Raw genomic sequence first — 18,108 nt, 5'->3', positions numbered from 1 at the left:
TATCACCTTCTTTGTATGGAATAAGTTATCGGTATTCATTTCTTACTATGCCAATTGGAGGGCCGCTTTATTCCTGGAGAATTTACCATCGGTGCAGGCGATTATGGGGAGGAAACATTTTGCATACTACCCCTATACATGGATGATACCCGTACCTATCGAAGGGAGTGAGCCCATGCCATGGTTAAGACTGGAGCTCCGCAGTTGTATATCCGGCTCAGACGAAGAGCCCGCGTTCGCAAGGGAAGCGTCGTGCAGCTTCGACATATCGCACAAGTATTCGTGGAGCCTGAATATGAAACAGCACTTAATCAGCTGATCATTCATAAGCCGCAGCAGGAGGATGGCAACCGCGTCCTGATTGATATGATGCTGATTGTTCGAAAAGTGAAGGCGATCTACCCGGAGCTGCAAATTGAACATTTTGGCGAACCCCATGTGCTCCTCGAAATATATTCTGATAATAAAAAAGTGAGCCCTGTGCTGATTGGTTTAGTATGGCTGCTATTGTTCATAGGCTCGGGGCTGGCCATTATGAATTTCCATGCGGATGTGTCCATGATGGAGGTTCATCAAAGGATCTATGAGCTAATGACGGGCAAAAAAGTGGAACATCCTCTCATCCTGCAAATTCCATATTCGCTTGGCATCGGTGTAGGGATGGTCATTTTCTTTAATCATTTGTTTAAAAAGAAATTCAATGAAGAACCAAGCCCGCTGGAAGTGGAAATGTTCATGTACCAAGAAAATGTGAATCATTATGTGATCACCGAAGAGTATATGAAAATTCACGAGGAAAGGGAGTCGAAGGGATGACTCTCCTGGGGGAAGTCCTTTTGATCGCTTTTATCGGATTAGCCGGGGGGATCGCGGTCGGGAGCGGTATGGTCGCATTCCTTGTCGTGCTGGATATCATACCTCGGCTTGCGCAGATCACACGATCATTCTCCAAGATACATGCCTATGAAGCGGCCGTTGTTTTGGGCTCACTTTTGTTTACATGGGTTGATTTTAGCGATGCCAAAATACATCTCTTCCCGATGGGAGCAGCCATTGTCGGACTATTCGCCGGTTGTTTCGTCGGCATGCTGGCGGCTGCGCTCACAGAAATCATTAATGTGCTGCCGATTCTCGCCAAAAGAGTGGGCATGGGTTCCTATATGATTTTGCTGCTTATGGCGATGATTTTCGGGAAAGTGTTTGGATCCTTGTTTGAGTGGTTGTTTTATTAAGGCTTGAAGGAGGCGCACGGCATGAAAGTAATTGTGAAGACAGGACATGACAACGAGAAAGACGATGCGAACGAATCTCAGGAAAAAATGGATAAACTGGCGATCGACGAAGAAGGGAATTTATCTGAATATAATCCCGTTACGGATATGACTCCTGAGGAAAAGGCATTAAAGATTCAAGAAGAGATCCCCGATCATTTAGAAGGAGTCAAAAGAGTGCTGGAAGAGCGCGTCGGGCTGAACCGCAGCTTCGATCTTGTGTTTAGAGAAATGGTGTTCGGCTCTAAACGGGTGGGGGTCTTCTTCTGTAATGGCTTCGCCAAGGATACGGTTCTTACGGACATTTTGACACGTCTCTCTTATGCCAGCGAGGAGAGTGTAACGCACCGTACGCTCGAAACGTTCATGGAGAAGCTAATTCCTCATATTCAAGTAAAGTCCTACAAAAAAATGTCCGAAATCGTGGGGCAAGTTTTGATGGGCGGCACTGCATTCTTCATTGAAGGAGAGACGACGGCACTTGCCGTCGATGTCAAAAGCTATCCGATCCGATCGATAGGCGAGCCTGATTTGGAGCGGGTTGTGCGGGGTTCACGGGACGGTTTCGTGGAAACCTTGCTCTTGAACGTGACCCTCGTCAGGCGAAGAGTGCGAGACGAGCGGTTGAAGCTTGAAATTATGCAAATCGGCAAACGAACCAAAACGGACGTCTGTATCGGATACATCAACGATATCGCAAACGCAGATCTGGTGGATGCCGTAAAGGAGAAAATAAACCAAGTAAAGCTCGACGGACTCCCGCTGGCTGAAAAACAGTTGGAGGAAGCTATCGTCAACAAAGGCTGGAATCCGTATCCGATGGTAAGGTACTCGGAGCGTCCCGACGTTGTATCCGCTCATTTATTGGAAGGTCACGTCTGTCTGTTCGTAGACACTTCTCCGAGCGTCATGATTTTGCCTACGACATTTTTCCACCATGTGCAGCATGCCGAGGAATACCGGCAAACGCCGTTCATCGGCACCTATCTAAGATGGGTGCGGTTTGCCGGCATCATGTCATCCATCTTCCTGCTTCCGCTCTGGTTTATGATGGTGATGGACCCTTCCTTGAAGCCGGCCGGTTTAGAATTCCTCGGGCCGCAGAAAGAAGGGAACCTTCCGCTGCTCGTTCAATTTCTTATCGCCGATATCGGGATCGATTTGATGAGGATGGCCGCGGTCCATACCCCGACCCCGCTGGCCACTGCCATGGGCTTGGTGGCCGCCATTTTGGTAGGCGATATCGCAGTCAAGACAGGCTTGTTCATTAATGAAGTCATCCTGTATCTGGCTCTGGCATCCATTGGAATGTTTGCTACGCCAAGCTATGAATTGGGACTCGCCAACCGCGTCGTCCGGCTGGGTCTGCTCTTGGCCGTCGCGATTTTCCATGTTCCCGGTTTTATCGTCGGATCAACGATTTGGCTGATCCTGCTGGCAACTCGAAAATCGTACAATGCCCCGTACATGTGGCCGATGATTCCTTTTAACGCCAAAAGTTTCTTCGCTATCCTCGTTCGCCAGCCGGTACTGGCAGCCAAAACGCGTTTAAGCCTGACAAAACCGGTTGACGGCACACGTCAACCCAAACCGTAATTGATGCAAAGGACAAGGGATTCTTCTTGTCCTTTTTACGATTAGAGGCAGGAAGGATATTGTCAAATGCGCTTTTCCTATGGTACTTTAAATAGTAATGCGCATTCGGCCGTTAGAGCCGAAAGGTGCAGCAGCAGGTTCAGGGTGAGGGGGAAATGAAGCTATGTTTTTGCATGGTACAAGTAAAATAAACGGTCAAGGTCACCTTGAAATCGGTGGTGTCGATGCAACGAAGCTGGTTGCCGAATATGGCACTCCGTTATATGTGTTTGATGAAGTGCTCGTGCGTGAACGCTGCCGCGAGTTCGTTGATGCGTTCAAAGCATCCGGGTTGAAATTCCAAGTGGCTTACGCCAGCAAAGCGTTCTGCGTAATGGCGATGTGCCGCATTGTGGAAGAAGAGGGAATGTCCCTCGATGTCGTTTCCGACGGCGAATTATATACGGCTCTTCAGGCTGGATTCCCGGCTGAACGGATTCATTTCCATGGCAATAACAAAACAATCGATGAAATCGAAATGGCCATTGATGCGAAAATTGGCTGCTTCGTTGTAGATAACTTTATCGAACTGCAAATGTTGAATGCCATTGCCGGCGAGAAGCGCCAGAAGGTGAAAATTTTACTGCGCATCACGCCTGGCGTTGAGGCGCATACGCATGAATATATTTCTACAGGCCAGACGGATTCCAAGTTCGGTTTCGACCTTGGCAACGGCGCGGCATTCCGTGCGATCGAAGAAGCTTCTCAGTTAAGCAACCTGGAGCTTCTGGGCATTCATTCCCACATCGGTTCGCAAATTTTCGAAGTAGAGGGCTTCCGCTTGGCCGCTGAGAAAATGGCAGGCTTAGCCGTTCAAGTTCGCCAAGAAATCGGCGTCACTTTCAAGGTCATCAACCTTGGCGGCGGCTTCGGCATCCGTTATGTGAGCGAAGATACTCCGCTGCCGGTAGCTGTGTATGTGAAAGCTATTACCGATGCGATCAAAGAGAATTTCGGGCAAAACGAGTATCCGCTGCCTGAGATTTGGGTGGAGCCGGGCCGCAGCATCGTTGGCGATGCAGGAACGACGCTGTACACGGTGGGAACTGCGAAAGAAATTCCTGGCGTACGCAAATACGTCTCCGTCGATGGCGGAATGACGGATAACCCGCGTCCTGCTTTGTATGAGGCGGTGTACGAGGCGATGCTCGCCAACCGTGCGACAGAGGAACCGACTGAAGTCGTATCCATCGCCGGCAAATGCTGTGAGAGCGGCGATATGCTCATCTGGGACGTGAAGCTGCCGCAAGTGAGCACAGGCGATGTGCTTGCCGTCTCGTGTACAGGTGCTTACAACTATGCGATGGCTAGCAACTATAACCGTATCCGTCGTCCAGGCGTTGTTTTCGTGAGCGAAGGCCAAAGCGACCTTGTCGTGAAACGCGAAACGTTCGATAACATCGTCGGCAACGATGTGATACCGGCTAGAATGAAACATGTGAGCAATACGGTATAACAAACAGCCCGGGTTTCCGGGCTGAAAAGGGGCTGTCTTTTAGGTCAGGAATGACCTGGGGGATAGTCTTTTTTTGTTCAATTCCGATGCAAGGCTAGTATGAGTGGAACTATAGTCTTCTATTACGTTGAAAACTGCCAGTTGGCGAAATAGAGGGAACAGTGATCCGTTATTTCCTGATTTCAAGCTGAATTGAGGGGCATTGTGGCAAATAAGGCCCTGCAGTTCCCCCAAGCTTTACAATTCACCCCTTATGGCTGAAAAAGCGTCCTGTAGTTCCCATACGGTAGTCGAGATCAATAAAGCAGTGTTGAAAGTCCGGCATCCGCCAACCGGCTGATCCAATTCAACCTCCGGGTTTGTTATCCGGAAAATAAGCCGTAACATAATCGCGAAAAGCTTGCGCCGCTCGCGATAAGTATCGATTCTGCAACCAGGCAAGCTGAAAGGTGCGCTCGCTTACGGGCTCATGTATGCGAAGCAAGTGGGGCGCATTGTCTTTTCGCGGCGAGGGTGCAGAAGTGACCAAGGAAACGCCCATCCCGGCTTGAACAAGGCTGCTAATGGCTGAAAAGTCATTCACATCGCAAATAATTTTTGGCGTGAACCCGGCTTGTTGGCATAAGGCGTCCGTTTTTTGACGGAAACGATGTCCTTCTTTCATGACGATAAACGCATCCCCGGCGGCTTCATGCAAATGGATGCTCTCGCGACCTATCAGCCGGTGACCAGGTGGAACCGCTAGCCATATTTGCTCCGTCAAAAAGGGAATACTGGCTATTCCTTGGCTTTTAAAGTCCGCAGGCAAGCAATACGTGATCGCGAAGTCCACTTCTCCGCTGAGAAGCAGCTGCATTTTAGACTCCTCGGAGGTTGTTTGGGTCAGTTTAAAATTAGCTGCAGCGTGCTTAGTGGCGAAAGAACCAAAAAGCTCGGAGAAACGGCTGATCGCGGTAGTCGCAATATAAACCTGCCCATGCTCGAGTCCTGCCAAGTCTGCCACCTCACGTTTGCCTTCTTCCAACAAACCAAGAGCTGCGTTCACTTTAGCTAAGAAGACTTTGCCATAAGCATTCAGTTTGATTTGTCTGCCTTGACGGTCAAACAAAGGAGCTCCCAAGTCAGCCTCCAGGCGCGAGATGGTTTTACTAAGAGCTGGCTGTGCGATGCGCAGCAATTCAGCCGCTTTCGTCATATGCTCCAGCTTGGCAACGACTTGAAAATAATACAGCTGCAGCAGCTCCATTCTTATTATCCTCCCTCATTCATATACTTGAAGTTATGTAGATAGACAAAAAGATATATTTCATTTTATGTAAAATACATTCTACAATGGAGGAAAGCAGGTTGCAACCCAGCTATAAATCAGAGAGGGGATCTTCTACATGGACAATTTGAAGATGAAAGGCATTGTGGTGCATGGGCATGGCGGGCCTGAAGTGCTGCAAGTGGAGACGATGGATCGACCGACGCCTGGGGATAAGGAAGTGCTCGTGCGTGTACATGCGGCAGGCGTACTTCCCATCGAATGGAAAATACGTCAAGGATTGTTCAAGCATATGCGCCCAACGACGTTTCCGTATATTCCGGGGTCGGCTATTGCGGGTGTGATTGAAGAAGTGGGTGCCCATGTCACGAAGTTTCAGAAGGGGCAAGAAGTGTTCGGTCGCAGCTCCAATGGCGCTTATGCCGAGTACATCGTCACAGATGTCGAATGGTTAGCGGTTAAACCTTCCGGCATCAGCTTCGCAGAAGCGGCAACAATATCCGGTGGGGCGACGACAGCCTGGCAAGCTTTATTTAACAGTGGAAGCTTGCTTAAAGATCAGCGGGTACTGATTCATGGAGCAGCATGCGGCGTAGGCTCGTTCGCGGTTCAGTTGGCAGCTTGGAAAGGAGCTCATGTCATAGGGACTTGCAGCACGGCAAATGTTGAGCGAGTGAAGACATTGGGAGCTGCACAGGTTATCGATTATACATCGAATAGATTTGAAGAGTTCGCTCAGGGGATGGATCTGGTTTTAGATACAGTTGGCGGTGAAACGCTGGAGCGTTCCTATGCTGTAGTAAAAAAAGGCGGCATGCTCCTCTCCATAGCCGGGCAGCCCTCTCAGGAAAAAGCAAGAGATTTGGGAATTCGGGCTGAATTCTCGAACGCTTTGCTGTCGTCCGAGACGATGGAGGAAATCGCGCGGCTGATGGCAGAAGGGAGTTTGAAAGCAGTCATCGGTCAGACCTATCCGCTTCACGCCGCTTCAGAGGCGCAGCTCCGCAGTCAAACCGGCCACGGGCAGGGAAGAATAGTGCTGAAAATCCAGCCGAGTTTGTGAAATGAAGGTTTTCATAGTAGAATAAGATATTATTGTCTAAAGGAGTGGACCACAATGGCCAAACAAGCAAAAATTAAACTAGCAGGCGGTGGCGAAGTTCTTATCGATCTTTTCGAACAAGACGCGCCTAACACGGTTGCCAACTTTGAAAAATTAGCAAACTCCGGTTTCTACAACGGACTTGTTTTTCATCGCGTAATTCCAGGATTCGTCGCACAAGGCGGTTGTCCATCCGGCACAGGAACTGGCGGCCCAGGCTACCAAATCAACTGTGAAATCAACCCGAACAAACATGAGCGCGGCTCCTTGGCTATGGCTCATGCTGGCAGAAATACTGGTGGAAGCCAATTCTACATTGCTTACCAACCACAGCCTCACCTTGACGGACAACATACCGTTTTCGGTAAAGTTTCCAAAGGTATGGAACTGGTCGATGCTTTCAAAGGCAGAGATTTGATGGAAAAAGTTGAAGTTGTAGAAGTATAATTTTTTGCATATAAGAAGAACCTGCTGATCGTGGTCAGCGGGTTCTTTTTTTGTCTTTTACCGGTCCATAGACAAAAAAGACCTTGCTTTTTCAATGACTGAGTGATAAATTTTTCATAAGTTACTTTTCATATGTGTGCAAACCTTCGGGGCGTGGTGAAATTCCACACCGGCGGTGATTCGACTGCAGGCTTATTGGCCTGCTGACGATTAGTCCGTGACCCGTTTTGAAGCTAGCGGTACCTGACATACAGCTTCGCTACGGCTGACCCGGTGAGAGTCCGGGACCGACAGTATAGTCTGGATGGGAGAAGGAAAACGCGAACATGAGATTCGCTGTGCATACTTGTTCATTTTTTCACGAGAACAAAAATTCGGCAGGTCTGTGCTTTGGCACAAATTCGCCGTGCTTGTTTGATTTGATCAAAAATGCAACAAGTTTGGATGGCTGAAGCTTATTCGTGCTACCTAAACAATCTCTGGCCCCTATCCGATATGCGGAGGGGTCTTTTTGCATTCTATATTAACTGGGCTTGGGAAGGCGGTGAACACACATGCATGTCTTGAATGATGAAGCTTATATGAGGCTTGCTCTACAGATGGCCGGGAGCGCTCTTGGTCAAACAGGGATTAATCCGGTTGTAGGATGCGTTCTGGTGAAAGAGGGACGCATCGTTGGGATGGGGGCGCATCTCAAGCGCGGACATGGCCATGCTGAGGTTCTTGCCTTGCAGATGGCCGGCGAGGAAGCCAGAGGCAGCACGGCTTACGTCACACTGGAGCCGTGCAGTCACTTCGGCAAGACGCCGCCCTGCAGCGACCGTCTCATCGAAGCGGGCGTTGCCCGCGTTGTCGTTGCCGGCACCGACCCGAACCCGCAGGTTGCGGGCAGCGGCATCGCCAAACTGCGTGCGCATGGCCTCGACGTGACCGTCGGGCTGCTGGCGGAGGAAGCCTCGGCGATGAACGAGGCGTTCAACAAATATATCGTCACGCGCCTGCCCTTCGTGACGATGAAGACGGCCAGCACGCTGGATGGCCGGATCGCTTCCAAAACAGGCGACAGCAAGTGGATCACGTCGCCTGCATCGCGCGCTTTCGTGCATACCCTGCGCCATCGGCACCAGGGGATCATGGTCGGCGTCGACACCGTCATCGCCGACGATCCGCTCCTAAGCGCGCGCGGCGACGTACCGGCTGTGCAGCCGGTACGGATCGTCGCGGACTCGCGCTTGCGAGTCCCGCTGGGCGCCCGGGTGCTCACGGAGCAGGATCGTCAGCCGACGATCCTGCCCGCGACCGCACAGGCGCCCGCAGAGCGGCGTGCCGCGCTGGAAGCGCGCGGCATCACGGTCCTCACCTGCGGGGACGGCCCGCAGGTGGATCTGACGCTCGCCATGCAGCAGCTCGGCGAGCGCGAGATCGGCTCCATCCTCCTGGAGGGTGGAGGCCGGCTGAACGGCGCCATGCTGGAGCGGCGCCTGCTGGATAAGCTGGTGCTGATGTTTGCGCCGAAGATTATCGGCGGCGGGCAGGCAGCACCGGTGAACATCGCCTTCGAAGGCTTCGCGAAGATGGATGAGGCAATAATGCTCGACCGGCTCAAGGTCGAGCAATTCGGACCGGATGTATGCTTAACCGGCTATCCGGTGTATAAGAGCTGACGAATGGAGGGCTGTCATGTTTACCGGCATTATTGAAGAAATCGGCCACATGCGCCGCATTCATAGCGCAGGTCAAGCGATGGTGCTGACCATCGGTGCGAGGAAAGTGCTTGAAGATATTCATCTGGGTGACAGCATCGCGGTGAATGGCGTCTGTCTGACGGTCATTTCCTTCGATAGCGACTCTTTCTCCGTAGACGTTATGCCGGAAACTTACCGGAAGACGAACCTGCGCAAGCTGCAAGCCGGCACCCGCGTGAATTTGGAGCGGGCTATGGCAGCGAACGGCCGGTTCGGCGGTCACATCGTGCAAGGTCACGTGGATGCTACGGCGACGATCTTGTCCCGCATCCCTGAAGAAAATGCGGTGGTTTACCGGTTCGAACCGGAAAACAAGAATATTTTCCGGTATATTATCGGTGGCGGATCGATCACGATCGATGGCATCTCGCTAACCGTTGTCGACGTCACGGATCGTGACGTAGCGGTTTCCATTATCCCGCATACGCTCGCTCAAACCGTCCTGCATGACAAAAAAGCAGGGGATACGGTCAACATGGAATGCGATGTTTTGGGCAAATATATGGAGCGGCTGTTAAAGTTCGGTCCTGTTGAAGCATCGGAAGGAAGCGGCAAAAAGCAGAGTACGCTATCGGCCAGCTTTCTGGCTGATCATGGCTTTATGTAGAAGCAAGTCAGTTTTTGTTAGGAGAGGTGAATATGACACAAATACGATTCAGTACCATTGAAGAGGCATTGAAGGATCTCAGTTTAGGGAAAGTCATTATTGCGGTGGATGACGAAGATCGTGAAAACGAAGGTGATTTCATCGCGCTGGCGGATAAAACGACACCGGAAGTCATCAACTTCATGATTAAGGAAGGCCGAGGGCTCGTATGCACGCCGATTACGGAAGAGCGGGCCAAGGAGCTCGATTTGCCGCCGATGGTTGCCCGGAATACGGATTATCATGGCACCGCCTTTACGGTTTCTGTGGATCATGTAGATACCAGCACGGGAATTTCCGCGCATGAGCGTTCACGAACCGTGATGGGCTTGATTGATCCCCTTACGAAACCGCAGGATTTCCGCAGACCTGGCCACATATTCCCGTTGATTGCCAAAAAGGGCGGCGTACTCCGCCGGGCCGGACATACGGAAGCAGCCGTTGATTTAGCTGTTCTATGCGGTTCCTATCCGGCAGCTGTCATCTGCGAAGTCATTAAGGAAGACGGGACGATGGCCCGGGTTCCGGATCTGATGGAAATCGCGGAGAAACATGATTTGTGCATCATTACCATTCAAGATCTGATTCACTATCGCAATCAGCAGGAAAAGCTGGTTGAGCGCGAAGTCGAGATTAAGCTTCCAACGGATTTCGGCACCTTCAAAGCGATAGCCTACACGAATCAGCTTGATAATAAAGAGCATGTCGCCCTTGTTAAAGGGGAGATTGACCCTTCTAAGCCTACTCTGGTGCGCGTTCATTCGGAGTGTTTGACCGGAGATGTTTTCCATTCTCACCGTTGTGATTGCGGGCCGCAGCTCGATGCCGCATTAAAACAGATTGATGAAGAGGGCAATGGTGTATTATTATATATGCGTCAGGAAGGCCGCGGAATCGGTTTAATCAACAAATTGAAAGCTTACGCGCTTCAGGAGCAGGGATTCGACACCGTAGAGGCGAATATTAAGCTTGGCTTCGCTCCGGATCTTCGTGATTACGGAATTGGCGCGCAAATTTTGAAAGATCTGGGCATTACGCAGCTTCGCCTACTGACGAACAACCCGCGCAAAATTAAAGGGCTGGAAGGCTACGGCCTTGAAGTCGTTGAGCGCGTTCCGATTCAAATGGACAGCAAAGCGGACAACCTGAATTATTTGCAAACGAAAAAGCAGAAGCTTGGCCATATGCTGAGTTTCCACGATTCCGGCAGCGGGATCTGAAAGACATTACACGAATAACTGTTTTCATATAGAAAGGGAGAATCCTACCATGGCTACAATTTATGAAGGACATTTAGTATCTCAGAATTTAAAATATGGGATTGTCGTAGGCCGGTTCAATGAGTTTATTACATCCAAATTGCTTGGAGGCGCACAAGACGCTCTAAAACGTCACGGCGTGCAGGACAATGAAGTTGATATTGCTTGGGTACCGGGCGCATTCGAACTTCCTCTCATCGCTCAAAAAATGGCGGAAAGCGGGAAATATGACGCTGTTATTACCCTTGGCGCCGTCATTCGCGGATCAACGCCTCACTTTGATTACGTGTGCAGCGAAGTTGCAAAAGGCGTGTCGGCGATTAACTTGAAAACAGGCGTACCTACGATTTTCGGCGTGCTGACGACGGATTCCATCGAACAAGCCGTTGAGCGTGCAGGTACGAAAGCTGGAAACAAAGGCTGGGAAGCGGCAGTAACGGCGATTGAAATGGCGAATTTGACGAAGCAATTCTCTTCCTAATGCTTTCTTATTATCATCTGGAAACACTGCTGCCCAGGCTGGTCGCTTTTCTGATCGCTATGACGCTCCATGATGCAGCGCATGCAGGAGCGGCTTGGCTGCTCGGAGACCGGACGGCCCGGGACGGCAAACGATTATCGCTTAACCCCTTGGTACATCTAGATGCCTTGGGGTTGGCTATGATTGTTTTCGGACCGTATGGCTGGTCGAAGAAAATGCCGGTTGAGGCTTTGAATTTTAAGAGGCCGAAGCTGTATAATACACTTGTGTATGCAGTCGGCCCTTTTACTAATCTGCTGCTCGCTTTGTTCTTCTGGTGGCTCTATTTCTTTCTACCTTCCTTGATGGCAGGAGGAGCATCCGAGTCGATCGCTGTTGAACAGTGGCGAGTCTATTTGCAGTACGGCGTTATTGTAAATCTCATGATTTGTTTGATACATATATTGCCGCTGTATCCGCTCGATGGTTGGTATATATTGAAAGGCCTTGTTCCTTCTGCAAATAAACGTTGGATGGACCGCAATCAGCTTTATGCCCTTATTCTCGTTATCGTTCTCATGATTACACCTATAGGCCAATGGGCGTTAGAGCATATTTATCCGTTAGCCGCGCAGTTTGTTATGAATATATTTTCACTATGACAAGGGGGAGAATAAATGAAAGTTACCTATAAGTTAGAAGCTTTTGAAGGCCCCCTTGATCTTTTGCTTCATCTTATCGATAAAAATGAACTTGACATTTATAATATTCCGATCAAAGAAATTACAGAGCAGTACTTAGCGTATGTACAAGCGATGCAGGAGTTGGAGCTGGAGATTACAAGCGAATTTCTTGTCATGGCTGCCACGCTTCTTTCCATCAAGAGCAAAATGCTGCTGCCTAAGCCGCCTGTAATTGAATTTGATGAATATTTTGACGATATGGAAGACGAACTTGATCCTCGCGCAGAGCTTGTTGCCAAACTCATTGAGTACCGGAAATACAAGTCTATTGCCGATATGTTAAGAGATAAAGAAGTAGAGCGCAGCTTGGTTTATACGCGTGAGCCTGAAGATTTGACGCCGTTCCTTCCTCATGTGCAGGAGAACCCCGTCGAAGGGCTGGACGTGGCCGATTTGCTATTCGCTTTTCAGCGAACGCTGCGGAAACTAGCCAACCGCAATGTCGTGACTAGAATCCGAAGAGATGAAATTTCCGTCAAAGACCGGATCAGAGAAGTTGTAGACTTGCTTAAAATAAAGGGCGGCAAACTGCTTTTCTCCAAGTTGTTCGATTATGAAATGACGCGGGAAGAAGTTGTCGTCACGTTTCTGGCCATTCTCGAATTAATGAAAATGAAAAAAGTCGTCTGCTATCAATATCAATTATTTGAAGATATCGTCATTCAAGCGAAAGAGGAGGTTTCCGACATTGACGCTCAATTTTCCACAGATGAAATCAATTATTGAAGGACTGCTCTTTGCCTCTGGTGACGAAGGCTTGGATGCCAAGCAAATTGCTGAGGTTATGGAGCTTGATTTGTATTTGGTTCGTGACTTGCTTAAAGATATGCGAACTGAATTTAAACGCAAGGGCAGAGGGGTTCAGATTGTCGAGGTGGCCGGTGCATACCAGCTAACGACTTTGGCTGAACATGCGCCTTATTTCGAACGTCTCGCCTATACGCCATCGCGTTCATCACTCTCTCAAGCTGCACTTGAGACATTGTCCATTGTTGCTTATAAACAGCCGATTACTAGAGTAGAAATTGAAGAAATACGCGGTGTAAAATGTGACCGGGCTTTGGCGACTCTGACCGGAAAAGACTTAATTCTGGAAGTCGGGCGCGCCGACGCGGTCGGGAAACCGATCTTGTACGGGACGTCCAAGCAATTTCTGGAATACTTCGGCCTCAGTTCCATTCAGGAATTGCCGGATTCGGCTGACTTTCAAGGGAGTTTTGATCTGGAGGAAGAAACCCGCATGTTATTTGACCGGATGGGCGGAGATCAGAAGCAGATTACGTTGGATGATGTGTCGGAAGAAAACGAGTAATGTAAAATGCATTTCATTTCCTTAATTAGCTCATACTAACTCCATCTGCCGGGAGATTTCTTCCCGCAGTGGAGTTTTTTTGTTAAGGGGGAGAATGGGGTTGTTATGGGTAGGGCTCGTGCTGCTCGTCGTCATCCTGGCCGTTATCATGGCGGCGGTTAGTTATATACGGGGAGAATTTTATTTCTCCCGTGTGAAAGATAATGACACATTGACGGTGGAGATTCGTGCGTTATTTGGAATCATCCGTTATCGTTATGTCATTCCCATTATCCAATTCAGAGGGTTTACCAAAGGGATTTTGATCAAATCTGAAATTTTGAGCGATACCTATGCCAAGCTTAGGGATGAAAGCAAGGATCATATTACGAAAGACAAAGTGATCCTTTTTTATAAGCAGGCAAGGGAAGCTCTTCTACATACCGTCAATCTGTATGAATGGATGAAAAAGACCTTGGCCAAGATCGAATGTACGGAGCTCAAATGGATCACGCGCGTTGGAGTTGGCGATGCCCCGGAGACGGCGATCACGACGGGAGCGATTTGGGGAATTAAATCATCCCTTCTTGGTTTTACGATGCGATATGTGCAGGTGAAGGCGGCTCCGCGGGTGGACGTGATTCCGCAGTTTAATGAAAAGCATTTCTCAACGGAAGTGCGTTTTGCGGGTCGTATCCGGGGTTGGTACGTGGTGTTGGCAATGGTCAGTCTGATCGCCAGGGCGGCTAAAGTAAAAGGCGGTATTCGCATATGGATCCAAATATTCCTAAAAGCAAGATCGAGGCTGAAAACCGCTTCGTGATGTACATAACGATATTCCTCTAAGGGTACTCTAAAAAAGAACCAATATTGGTCATAGACGTTTAAGCTTCCGATGCCAGTTTTGAGTGGCGAAAAACGCGAAGGAGGAATATTATCATGTCAGAACACCCGATTCAAGGTCTCATGAAAGTCGCCATGGAAAATATTAAAGAAATGGTCGACGTGAACACGATTGTCGGTGACCCGGTTGAAACGCCGGACGGCAGCGTCATTATGCCGATTTCCAAAGTAGGATTCGGATTTGCCGCAGGAGGCAGCGAGTTTGTCACGGATTCCGAAATTGAAATTGATGGCAGCTCAGTAGGGAAAAGTGACGCGCTGAATGCGAAAGTGGCGCTTCCGTTCGGCGGGGGCAGCGGCGGCGGGGTATCGATCACGCCAATCGCTTTCCTCGTCGTAGGCAAAAATGGCGTGAAGGTCGTTCCACTCGACAATCAAACGCACATTATTGAACGCCTCATCGATTCTGCTCCGCAAGTTGTAGACAGAATTCAAAGCATGGTCAAAGGCTTTAATACGAAGACGAACACCGTTGGAACACCTAGCGGCAATAATGTTACGAATATCGAGAATCAAAATTTCATCGTATAGCGAATTATCGTCGGAGCTGCCTTTATGGCAGCTTTTTCTATTTGGACATATCCCCGTTTCATAAGCATATACTTGTACAAAGTTTCGTCTTGTCTATTAGGTGTGTAGGGGGATAACGATGAAGAAAAGTGTCAGGTTCATCATGATGTGCAGTGTACTCATTAGTCTGTTGCTAACACCTTGGGCGCAAGTGGAAGCCGCGCCTCCCGGCATACATACCAACGCGGTTGGCGCCTCGCTGATTGATGTGGAATCCGGACGTATTCTCTATAGCGAAAAAGGGGACACGCCTATGCGGATTGCTTCCTTAACCAAAATCATGACCGCGATTATCGCGATTGAACAAGGAAAATTGAACGATAAAGTGAAGGTCAGCAAAACGGCTTTCGGTAAAGAAGGCTCGTCGATTTATCTCAAGCTGGGAGAAGAGATGCGGCTGCACGATATGCTGTATGGCTTAATGCTCCGCTCAGGGAATGACGCGGCGACAGCTATTGCGGAACATGTTGGCGGAAGTGTGGACGGCTTCGTTTACTTGATGAATGAGAAGGCGCGCATGCTTGGCATGGATCATTCGCATTTTACGAATCCGTCAGGTCTGGATGAAGGGGAAGGGCACCGTTCCAGTCCCAATGATATGGCGAAGTTAACGGCTTATGCGCTTAAAAATCCTGTGTTTAAAGAAATTGTCTCCACCAAGCTGAAAAAGGTGCCGAATCCGAATGAAGCCTGGGATTACTCGTGGCTGAACAAAAACAAGATGCTCTCTCTTTTCGAAGGCGCCGATGGCGTGAAGACGGGCTATACGAAGTTGGCTAAACGGTGCCTTGTTTCCTCGGCGACGAGAAACGGACAGCAATTGGCTGTCGTCACGCTCAATGACGGGGACGATTGGGCGGATCATGCGAGACTGCTGCAGTATGGGTTTACGTATTTCCCTTTGCAAACGATTGTCAAGAAAGGCGACGTCGTCGAAGGTACGCCGTGGGTGGCGGGCAGAACGTTTCTGTATCCGTTAGCGGAAGGCGAAGCGGCGCAGCTGACGCATAAGGTGACGCTAGTCGATCCTGCGTCTACGGATTACCGGCTGGCGGAGCGGGGCACCGTGCAGTATTCGCTCCAGCAGAATCTGATTCAAACGGTGCCGATTTACGATAAATCGAGCCCGCTGCTGCAGGCACAGAGCAAGTCCGCGTTCTCCTTCCAGGAAGGAAAACCTTATCAAGTAACGCTGCTCTCGCATTACAGCTTGATTTGCCGGATGTTGATTCAGGAGCTGTTCTCGATCTCTAAATCAAAGTGGGCGGACTAGAGCACTTACGCTTAGGATGCTGCTGATGCCACTCTGGCAAAATGGGAAGGAGGCCCTCGAAATGGTGAATTGGATTTGGTTATTTTTTATCGTCATTGGCTTCGTCGTTGCTGCTTTGAACGGGAATGTCGAAACGGTAACGCAAGCTGCTTTCGATGGCGCTAAGAGCGGCGTGACGGTCTGCTTCGGATTGATCTCCGTCCTTGTGTTTTGGATGGGCATGATGCGAATGGCTGAGGATGCGGGCATTTTGAGCAAGCTTGCCCGATTGCTGCAGCCGGCGGTTCGCTTTTTATTCCCGAGCGTCCCTAAGAACCATCCGGCGATCGGCTATATAATGTCGAACATGAGCGCAAACATCCTCGGTCTTGGCAACGCGGCAACGCCGATGGGCATCAAAGCGATGCAGGAGCTGCAAAAATTGAATGCGGACAAAGATACCGCAAGCACTGCGATGTGTACGCTGCTTGCCTTAAATACATCCAGCATTACGTTAATTCCGACGACTCTGATTGCCATTAGGATGAATTACAATTCGGTCAACCCCGCGGAAATCGTGGGCACGACACTGATTGCAACGATCATCTCGACAGCTGTCGCCATTTTTGTGGATCGATGGTACCGAAGGTCACGCTCTCCCATCCCTCCTTTGAAAGGATGATTACGCATGTATGCCTTCGTTTCACTCATCTCATCTTGGGCCATCCCGGTCATGATCGTGTTCATCCCCTTATATGCCGCTTACCGGAAGGTGCCTGTCTATGAATCGTTCGTCGACGGAGCCAAAGAGGGCTTTGACACTGCGATTAAAATTATTCCCCATCTGGTGGGGATGATGGTCGCTATTTCCGTTTTTCGCGCATCCGGGGCGATGGATCTGCTGATTGGCTGGATGCGCCCCTTCTTCGAAAGCATTGGCGTTCCTACCGAGGTGCTTCCGCTGGCGATTTTACGGCCGATTACAGGAGCGGGCTCCCTTGCTTTCACAACGGATCTGATCGAACAGTTTGGTCCGGATTCGATGATTGGCCGGATCGCATCGACCGTTCAAGGCAGCACGGACACAACGTTATATGTAATCACGGTATATTTCGGAGCAATCGGCATACGGAAAGCGGGTTATGCGCTGAAAGTAGGGCTGATTTCGGATCTTGTCGGCTTCGCCGCGTCCATTGTTATCTGTTATTTGGTGTTTACCTGAGCCGGCGCTCTTGTGATTTACGGTCAACTCCGTTATCATTAGCTTGAGGTGAAAGCGGATAATGGAAAGACTGCAAAAGGTATTGGCAGAAGCGGGCGTCGCATCCCGCCGGAAATGTGAGGAAATCATCCTTGCCGGACGTGTGCAAGTGAACGGTGAAGTGAACACCACGCTTGGCGTTAAGGTTAACCCGGCTGAAGATGAAATTAAAGTCGATGGACGAGCTATCGGCCAACAGAAGAAGATTTATGTTATTTTACATAAACCGAAAGGTGTCATTACAAGCGCGACGGACCCTGAGGGACGTAAAGTCGTAACGGACTTCTTGCCAGGAATTAAAGAGCGTGTGTACCCAGTCGGTCGATTGGATTATGATACGGAAGGCTTGCTCATTCTAACGAATGACGGTGAATTTGCGCATTTGCTTACGCATCCGAAGCATCACGTACCGAAGACGTATCAAGCGACGGTAAAGGGGGTGCCGCACGGAACGTTATTAGATAAGCTAAAAACGGGCATACAGTTAGAAGACGGGATGACAGCCCCGGCGGAAGTTGAATATGCCGACGTGAATTTAGAGAAGAATGAGTCCGTTATTCAGATCACGATCTACGAAGGCAGGAACCGGCAGGTCAGACGGATGTTCGAGGCGATTTCCTTCCCTGTGATCAGATTAAAACGGATTAAATTCGGTCCGATCTTTCTTACCGGCCTGCCAAGAGCGAAGTATCGCCACTTGACGCCAAAAGAGGTTGAAGAGCTTAGGAACGAGGCTTTCAAGACACATAACGTTCAAAAAGGCCAATAAGAATTGGCCTTCTTTTCGTTATAATAAAGAT

Annotated in this window: 20 protein-coding genes and 1 riboswitch; of the genes, 19 read left to right on the top strand and 1 reads right to left on the bottom strand. The window is 49.7% G+C overall.

What is annotated here, in order from left to right:
• Positions 1-180 precede the first annotated feature (180 nt).
• From AC3WRW_RS25920 to lysA, 4 genes are all read left to right on the top strand, one after another.
• A complete protein-coding gene (locus tag AC3WRW_RS25920; RefSeq protein ID WP_492549125.1) occupies positions 181-816 on the top strand; it encodes a stage V sporulation protein AA in 636 nt (211 codons plus the stop codon).
• Positions 813-1,232 carry a stage V sporulation protein AB gene (locus tag AC3WRW_RS25915; RefSeq protein WP_492549124.1) on the top strand — a complete coding sequence of 140 codons (420 nt, stop codon included), beginning with the start codon at positions 813-815 and terminating at the stop codon, positions 1,230-1,232. Before AC3WRW_RS25920 ends, AC3WRW_RS25915 begins: the two co-directional genes overlap by 4 nt.
• A gap of 21 nt (positions 1,233-1,253) precedes the next feature.
• On the top strand, positions 1,254-2,867 hold the full coding sequence (locus AC3WRW_RS25910; RefSeq protein ID WP_492549123.1) for a spore germination protein: 1,614 nt from the start codon (positions 1,254-1,256) through the stop codon (positions 2,865-2,867).
• Positions 2,868-3,030: 163 nt separating this feature from the next.
• On the top strand, positions 3,031-4,362 hold the full coding sequence (gene lysA / locus AC3WRW_RS25905) for a diaminopimelate decarboxylase (protein ID WP_492549122.1): 1,332 nt from the start codon (positions 3,031-3,033) through the stop codon (positions 4,360-4,362).
• A gap of 346 nt (positions 4,363-4,708) precedes the next feature.
• Here the strand turns inward: lysA and AC3WRW_RS25900 are convergent, their stop codons facing one another.
• Complete coding sequence (locus AC3WRW_RS25900; RefSeq protein WP_492549121.1) at positions 4,709-5,608, bottom strand: LysR family transcriptional regulator; 900 nt, start codon at positions 5,606-5,608, stop codon at positions 4,709-4,711.
• A gap of 139 nt (positions 5,609-5,747) precedes the next feature.
• Here AC3WRW_RS25900 and AC3WRW_RS25895 point away from each other — a divergent pair, with 139 nt between their 5' ends.
• The 15 genes from AC3WRW_RS25895 (at position 5,748) to AC3WRW_RS25825 (ending at position 18,077) form a co-directional block, all read left to right on the top strand.
• Positions 5,748-6,692 (top strand): NADP-dependent oxidoreductase, encoded by a 945-nt coding sequence (locus tag AC3WRW_RS25895; protein ID WP_492549120.1) that lies wholly within the window; start codon positions 5,748-5,750, stop codon positions 6,690-6,692.
• Between the two features lie 54 nt (positions 6,693-6,746).
• Complete coding sequence (locus AC3WRW_RS25890) at positions 6,747-7,178, top strand: peptidylprolyl isomerase (RefSeq protein WP_171682133.1); 432 nt, start codon at positions 6,747-6,749, stop codon at positions 7,176-7,178.
• A 138-nt stretch (positions 7,179-7,316) separates the two neighbouring features.
• Positions 7,317-7,498: riboswitch (FMN riboswitch) on the top strand.
• 234 nt (positions 7,499-7,732) lie between these two features.
• Positions 7,733-8,842 (top strand): bifunctional diaminohydroxyphosphoribosylaminopyrimidine deaminase/5-amino-6-(5-phosphoribosylamino)uracil reductase RibD, encoded by a 1,110-nt coding sequence (gene ribD / locus AC3WRW_RS25885; RefSeq protein WP_492549119.1) that lies wholly within the window; start codon positions 7,733-7,735, stop codon positions 8,840-8,842.
• Positions 8,843-8,858: 16 nt separating this feature from the next.
• Entirely contained in the window at positions 8,859-9,530 is a 672-nt protein-coding gene (gene ribE, locus AC3WRW_RS25880; protein ID WP_492549118.1) for a riboflavin synthase, read from the top strand.
• Positions 9,531-9,562: 32 nt separating this feature from the next.
• Entirely contained in the window at positions 9,563-10,789 is a 1,227-nt protein-coding gene (locus AC3WRW_RS25875; RefSeq protein ID WP_492549117.1) for a bifunctional 3,4-dihydroxy-2-butanone-4-phosphate synthase/GTP cyclohydrolase II, read from the top strand.
• A gap of 49 nt (positions 10,790-10,838) precedes the next feature.
• Complete coding sequence (ribH, locus tag AC3WRW_RS25870) at positions 10,839-11,309, top strand: 6,7-dimethyl-8-ribityllumazine synthase (protein ID WP_492549116.1); 471 nt, start codon at positions 10,839-10,841, stop codon at positions 11,307-11,309.
• Entirely contained in the window at positions 11,309-11,950 is a 642-nt protein-coding gene (locus tag AC3WRW_RS25865) for a site-2 protease family protein (protein ID WP_492549115.1), read from the top strand. Before ribH ends, AC3WRW_RS25865 begins: the two co-directional genes overlap by 1 nt.
• Positions 11,951-11,965: 15 nt before the next feature.
• Positions 11,966-12,757: a segregation and condensation protein A gene (locus AC3WRW_RS25860; protein ID WP_492549114.1), complete on the top strand. Its 792-nt coding sequence runs from the start codon at positions 11,966-11,968 to the stop codon at positions 12,755-12,757.
• Entirely contained in the window at positions 12,741-13,343 is a 603-nt protein-coding gene (scpB, locus tag AC3WRW_RS25855; protein ID WP_492549113.1) for an SMC-Scp complex subunit ScpB, read from the top strand. The genes AC3WRW_RS25860 and scpB overlap by 17 nt, the downstream gene beginning before the upstream one ends.
• 100 nt (positions 13,344-13,443) lie before the next feature.
• Positions 13,444-14,145, top strand: a complete 702-nt coding sequence (locus AC3WRW_RS25850; protein WP_492549112.1) for a DUF2953 domain-containing protein — start codon at positions 13,444-13,446, stop codon at positions 14,143-14,145.
• A gap of 116 nt (positions 14,146-14,261) precedes the next feature.
• Positions 14,262-14,756: a GerW family sporulation protein gene (gene ytfJ, locus AC3WRW_RS25845; RefSeq protein ID WP_492549111.1), complete on the top strand. Its 495-nt coding sequence runs from the start codon at positions 14,262-14,264 to the stop codon at positions 14,754-14,756.
• Positions 14,757-14,874: 118 nt separating this feature from the next.
• Positions 14,875-16,068 (top strand): D-alanyl-D-alanine carboxypeptidase family protein, encoded by a 1,194-nt coding sequence (locus AC3WRW_RS25840; protein ID WP_492549110.1) that lies wholly within the window; start codon positions 14,875-14,877, stop codon positions 16,066-16,068.
• Positions 16,069-16,129: 61 nt separating this feature from the next.
• Positions 16,130-16,729 (top strand): nucleoside recognition domain-containing protein, encoded by a 600-nt coding sequence (locus AC3WRW_RS25835; RefSeq protein ID WP_171682122.1) that lies wholly within the window; start codon positions 16,130-16,132, stop codon positions 16,727-16,729.
• A 6-nt stretch (positions 16,730-16,735) separates the two neighbouring features.
• Positions 16,736-17,269: a spore maturation protein gene (locus AC3WRW_RS25830; RefSeq protein WP_492549109.1), complete on the top strand. Its 534-nt coding sequence runs from the start codon at positions 16,736-16,738 to the stop codon at positions 17,267-17,269.
• A 61-nt stretch (positions 17,270-17,330) separates the two neighbouring features.
• A complete protein-coding gene (locus tag AC3WRW_RS25825) occupies positions 17,331-18,077 on the top strand; it encodes a pseudouridine synthase (protein ID WP_492549108.1) in 747 nt (248 codons plus the stop codon).
• Positions 18,078-18,108: the final 31 nt, after the last annotated feature.

It is taken from the genome of Paenibacillus sp. FW126-R14 (genome assembly GCF_058789495.1).
The sequence above is the reverse complement of the archived record's forward strand: the minus strand, read 5'-3'. Positions and strand labels throughout refer to the sequence as shown.

Bases quoted from the DNA above. Each gene is read 5' to 3' on its own strand.
- lysA (WP_492549122.1), top strand. From the start codon at position 3,031: ATGTTTTTGCATGGTACAAGTAAAATAAACGGTCAAGGTCACCTTGAA.
- AC3WRW_RS25835 (WP_171682122.1), top strand. From the start codon at position 16,130: ATGGTGAATTGGATTTGGTTATTTTTTATCGTCATTGGCTTCGTCGTT.
- AC3WRW_RS25895 (WP_492549120.1), top strand. From the start codon at position 5,748: ATGGACAATTTGAAGATGAAAGGCATTGTGGTGCATGGGCATGGCGGG.
- AC3WRW_RS25865 (WP_492549115.1), top strand. From the start codon at position 11,309: ATGCTTTCTTATTATCATCTGGAAACACTGCTGCCCAGGCTGGTCGCT.
- scpB (WP_492549113.1), top strand. From the start codon at position 12,741: ATGAAATCAATTATTGAAGGACTGCTCTTTGCCTCTGGTGACGAAGGC.
- AC3WRW_RS25910 (WP_492549123.1), top strand. From the start codon at position 1,254: ATGAAAGTAATTGTGAAGACAGGACATGACAACGAGAAAGACGATGCG.
- AC3WRW_RS25900 (WP_492549121.1), bottom strand. From the start codon at position 5,608: ATGGAGCTGCTGCAGCTGTATTATTTTCAAGTCGTTGCCAAGCTGGAG.
- AC3WRW_RS25830 (WP_492549109.1), top strand. From the start codon at position 16,736: ATGTATGCCTTCGTTTCACTCATCTCATCTTGGGCCATCCCGGTCATG.
- ribE (WP_492549118.1), top strand. From the start codon at position 8,859: ATGTTTACCGGCATTATTGAAGAAATCGGCCACATGCGCCGCATTCAT.
- ytfJ (WP_492549111.1), top strand. From the start codon at position 14,262: ATGTCAGAACACCCGATTCAAGGTCTCATGAAAGTCGCCATGGAAAAT.
- AC3WRW_RS25825 (WP_492549108.1), top strand. From the start codon at position 17,331: ATGGAAAGACTGCAAAAGGTATTGGCAGAAGCGGGCGTCGCATCCCGC.
- AC3WRW_RS25920 (WP_492549125.1), top strand. From the start codon at position 181: ATGGTTAAGACTGGAGCTCCGCAGTTGTATATCCGGCTCAGACGAAGA.
- AC3WRW_RS25875 (WP_492549117.1), top strand. From the start codon at position 9,563: ATGACACAAATACGATTCAGTACCATTGAAGAGGCATTGAAGGATCTC.
- ribD (WP_492549119.1), top strand. From the start codon at position 7,733: ATGCATGTCTTGAATGATGAAGCTTATATGAGGCTTGCTCTACAGATG.
- AC3WRW_RS25890 (WP_171682133.1), top strand. From the start codon at position 6,747: ATGGCCAAACAAGCAAAAATTAAACTAGCAGGCGGTGGCGAAGTTCTT.
- AC3WRW_RS25915 (WP_492549124.1), top strand. From the start codon at position 813: ATGACTCTCCTGGGGGAAGTCCTTTTGATCGCTTTTATCGGATTAGCC.
- AC3WRW_RS25840 (WP_492549110.1), top strand. From the start codon at position 14,875: ATGAAGAAAAGTGTCAGGTTCATCATGATGTGCAGTGTACTCATTAGT.
- AC3WRW_RS25860 (WP_492549114.1), top strand. From the start codon at position 11,966: ATGAAAGTTACCTATAAGTTAGAAGCTTTTGAAGGCCCCCTTGATCTT.
- ribH (WP_492549116.1), top strand. From the start codon at position 10,839: ATGGCTACAATTTATGAAGGACATTTAGTATCTCAGAATTTAAAATAT.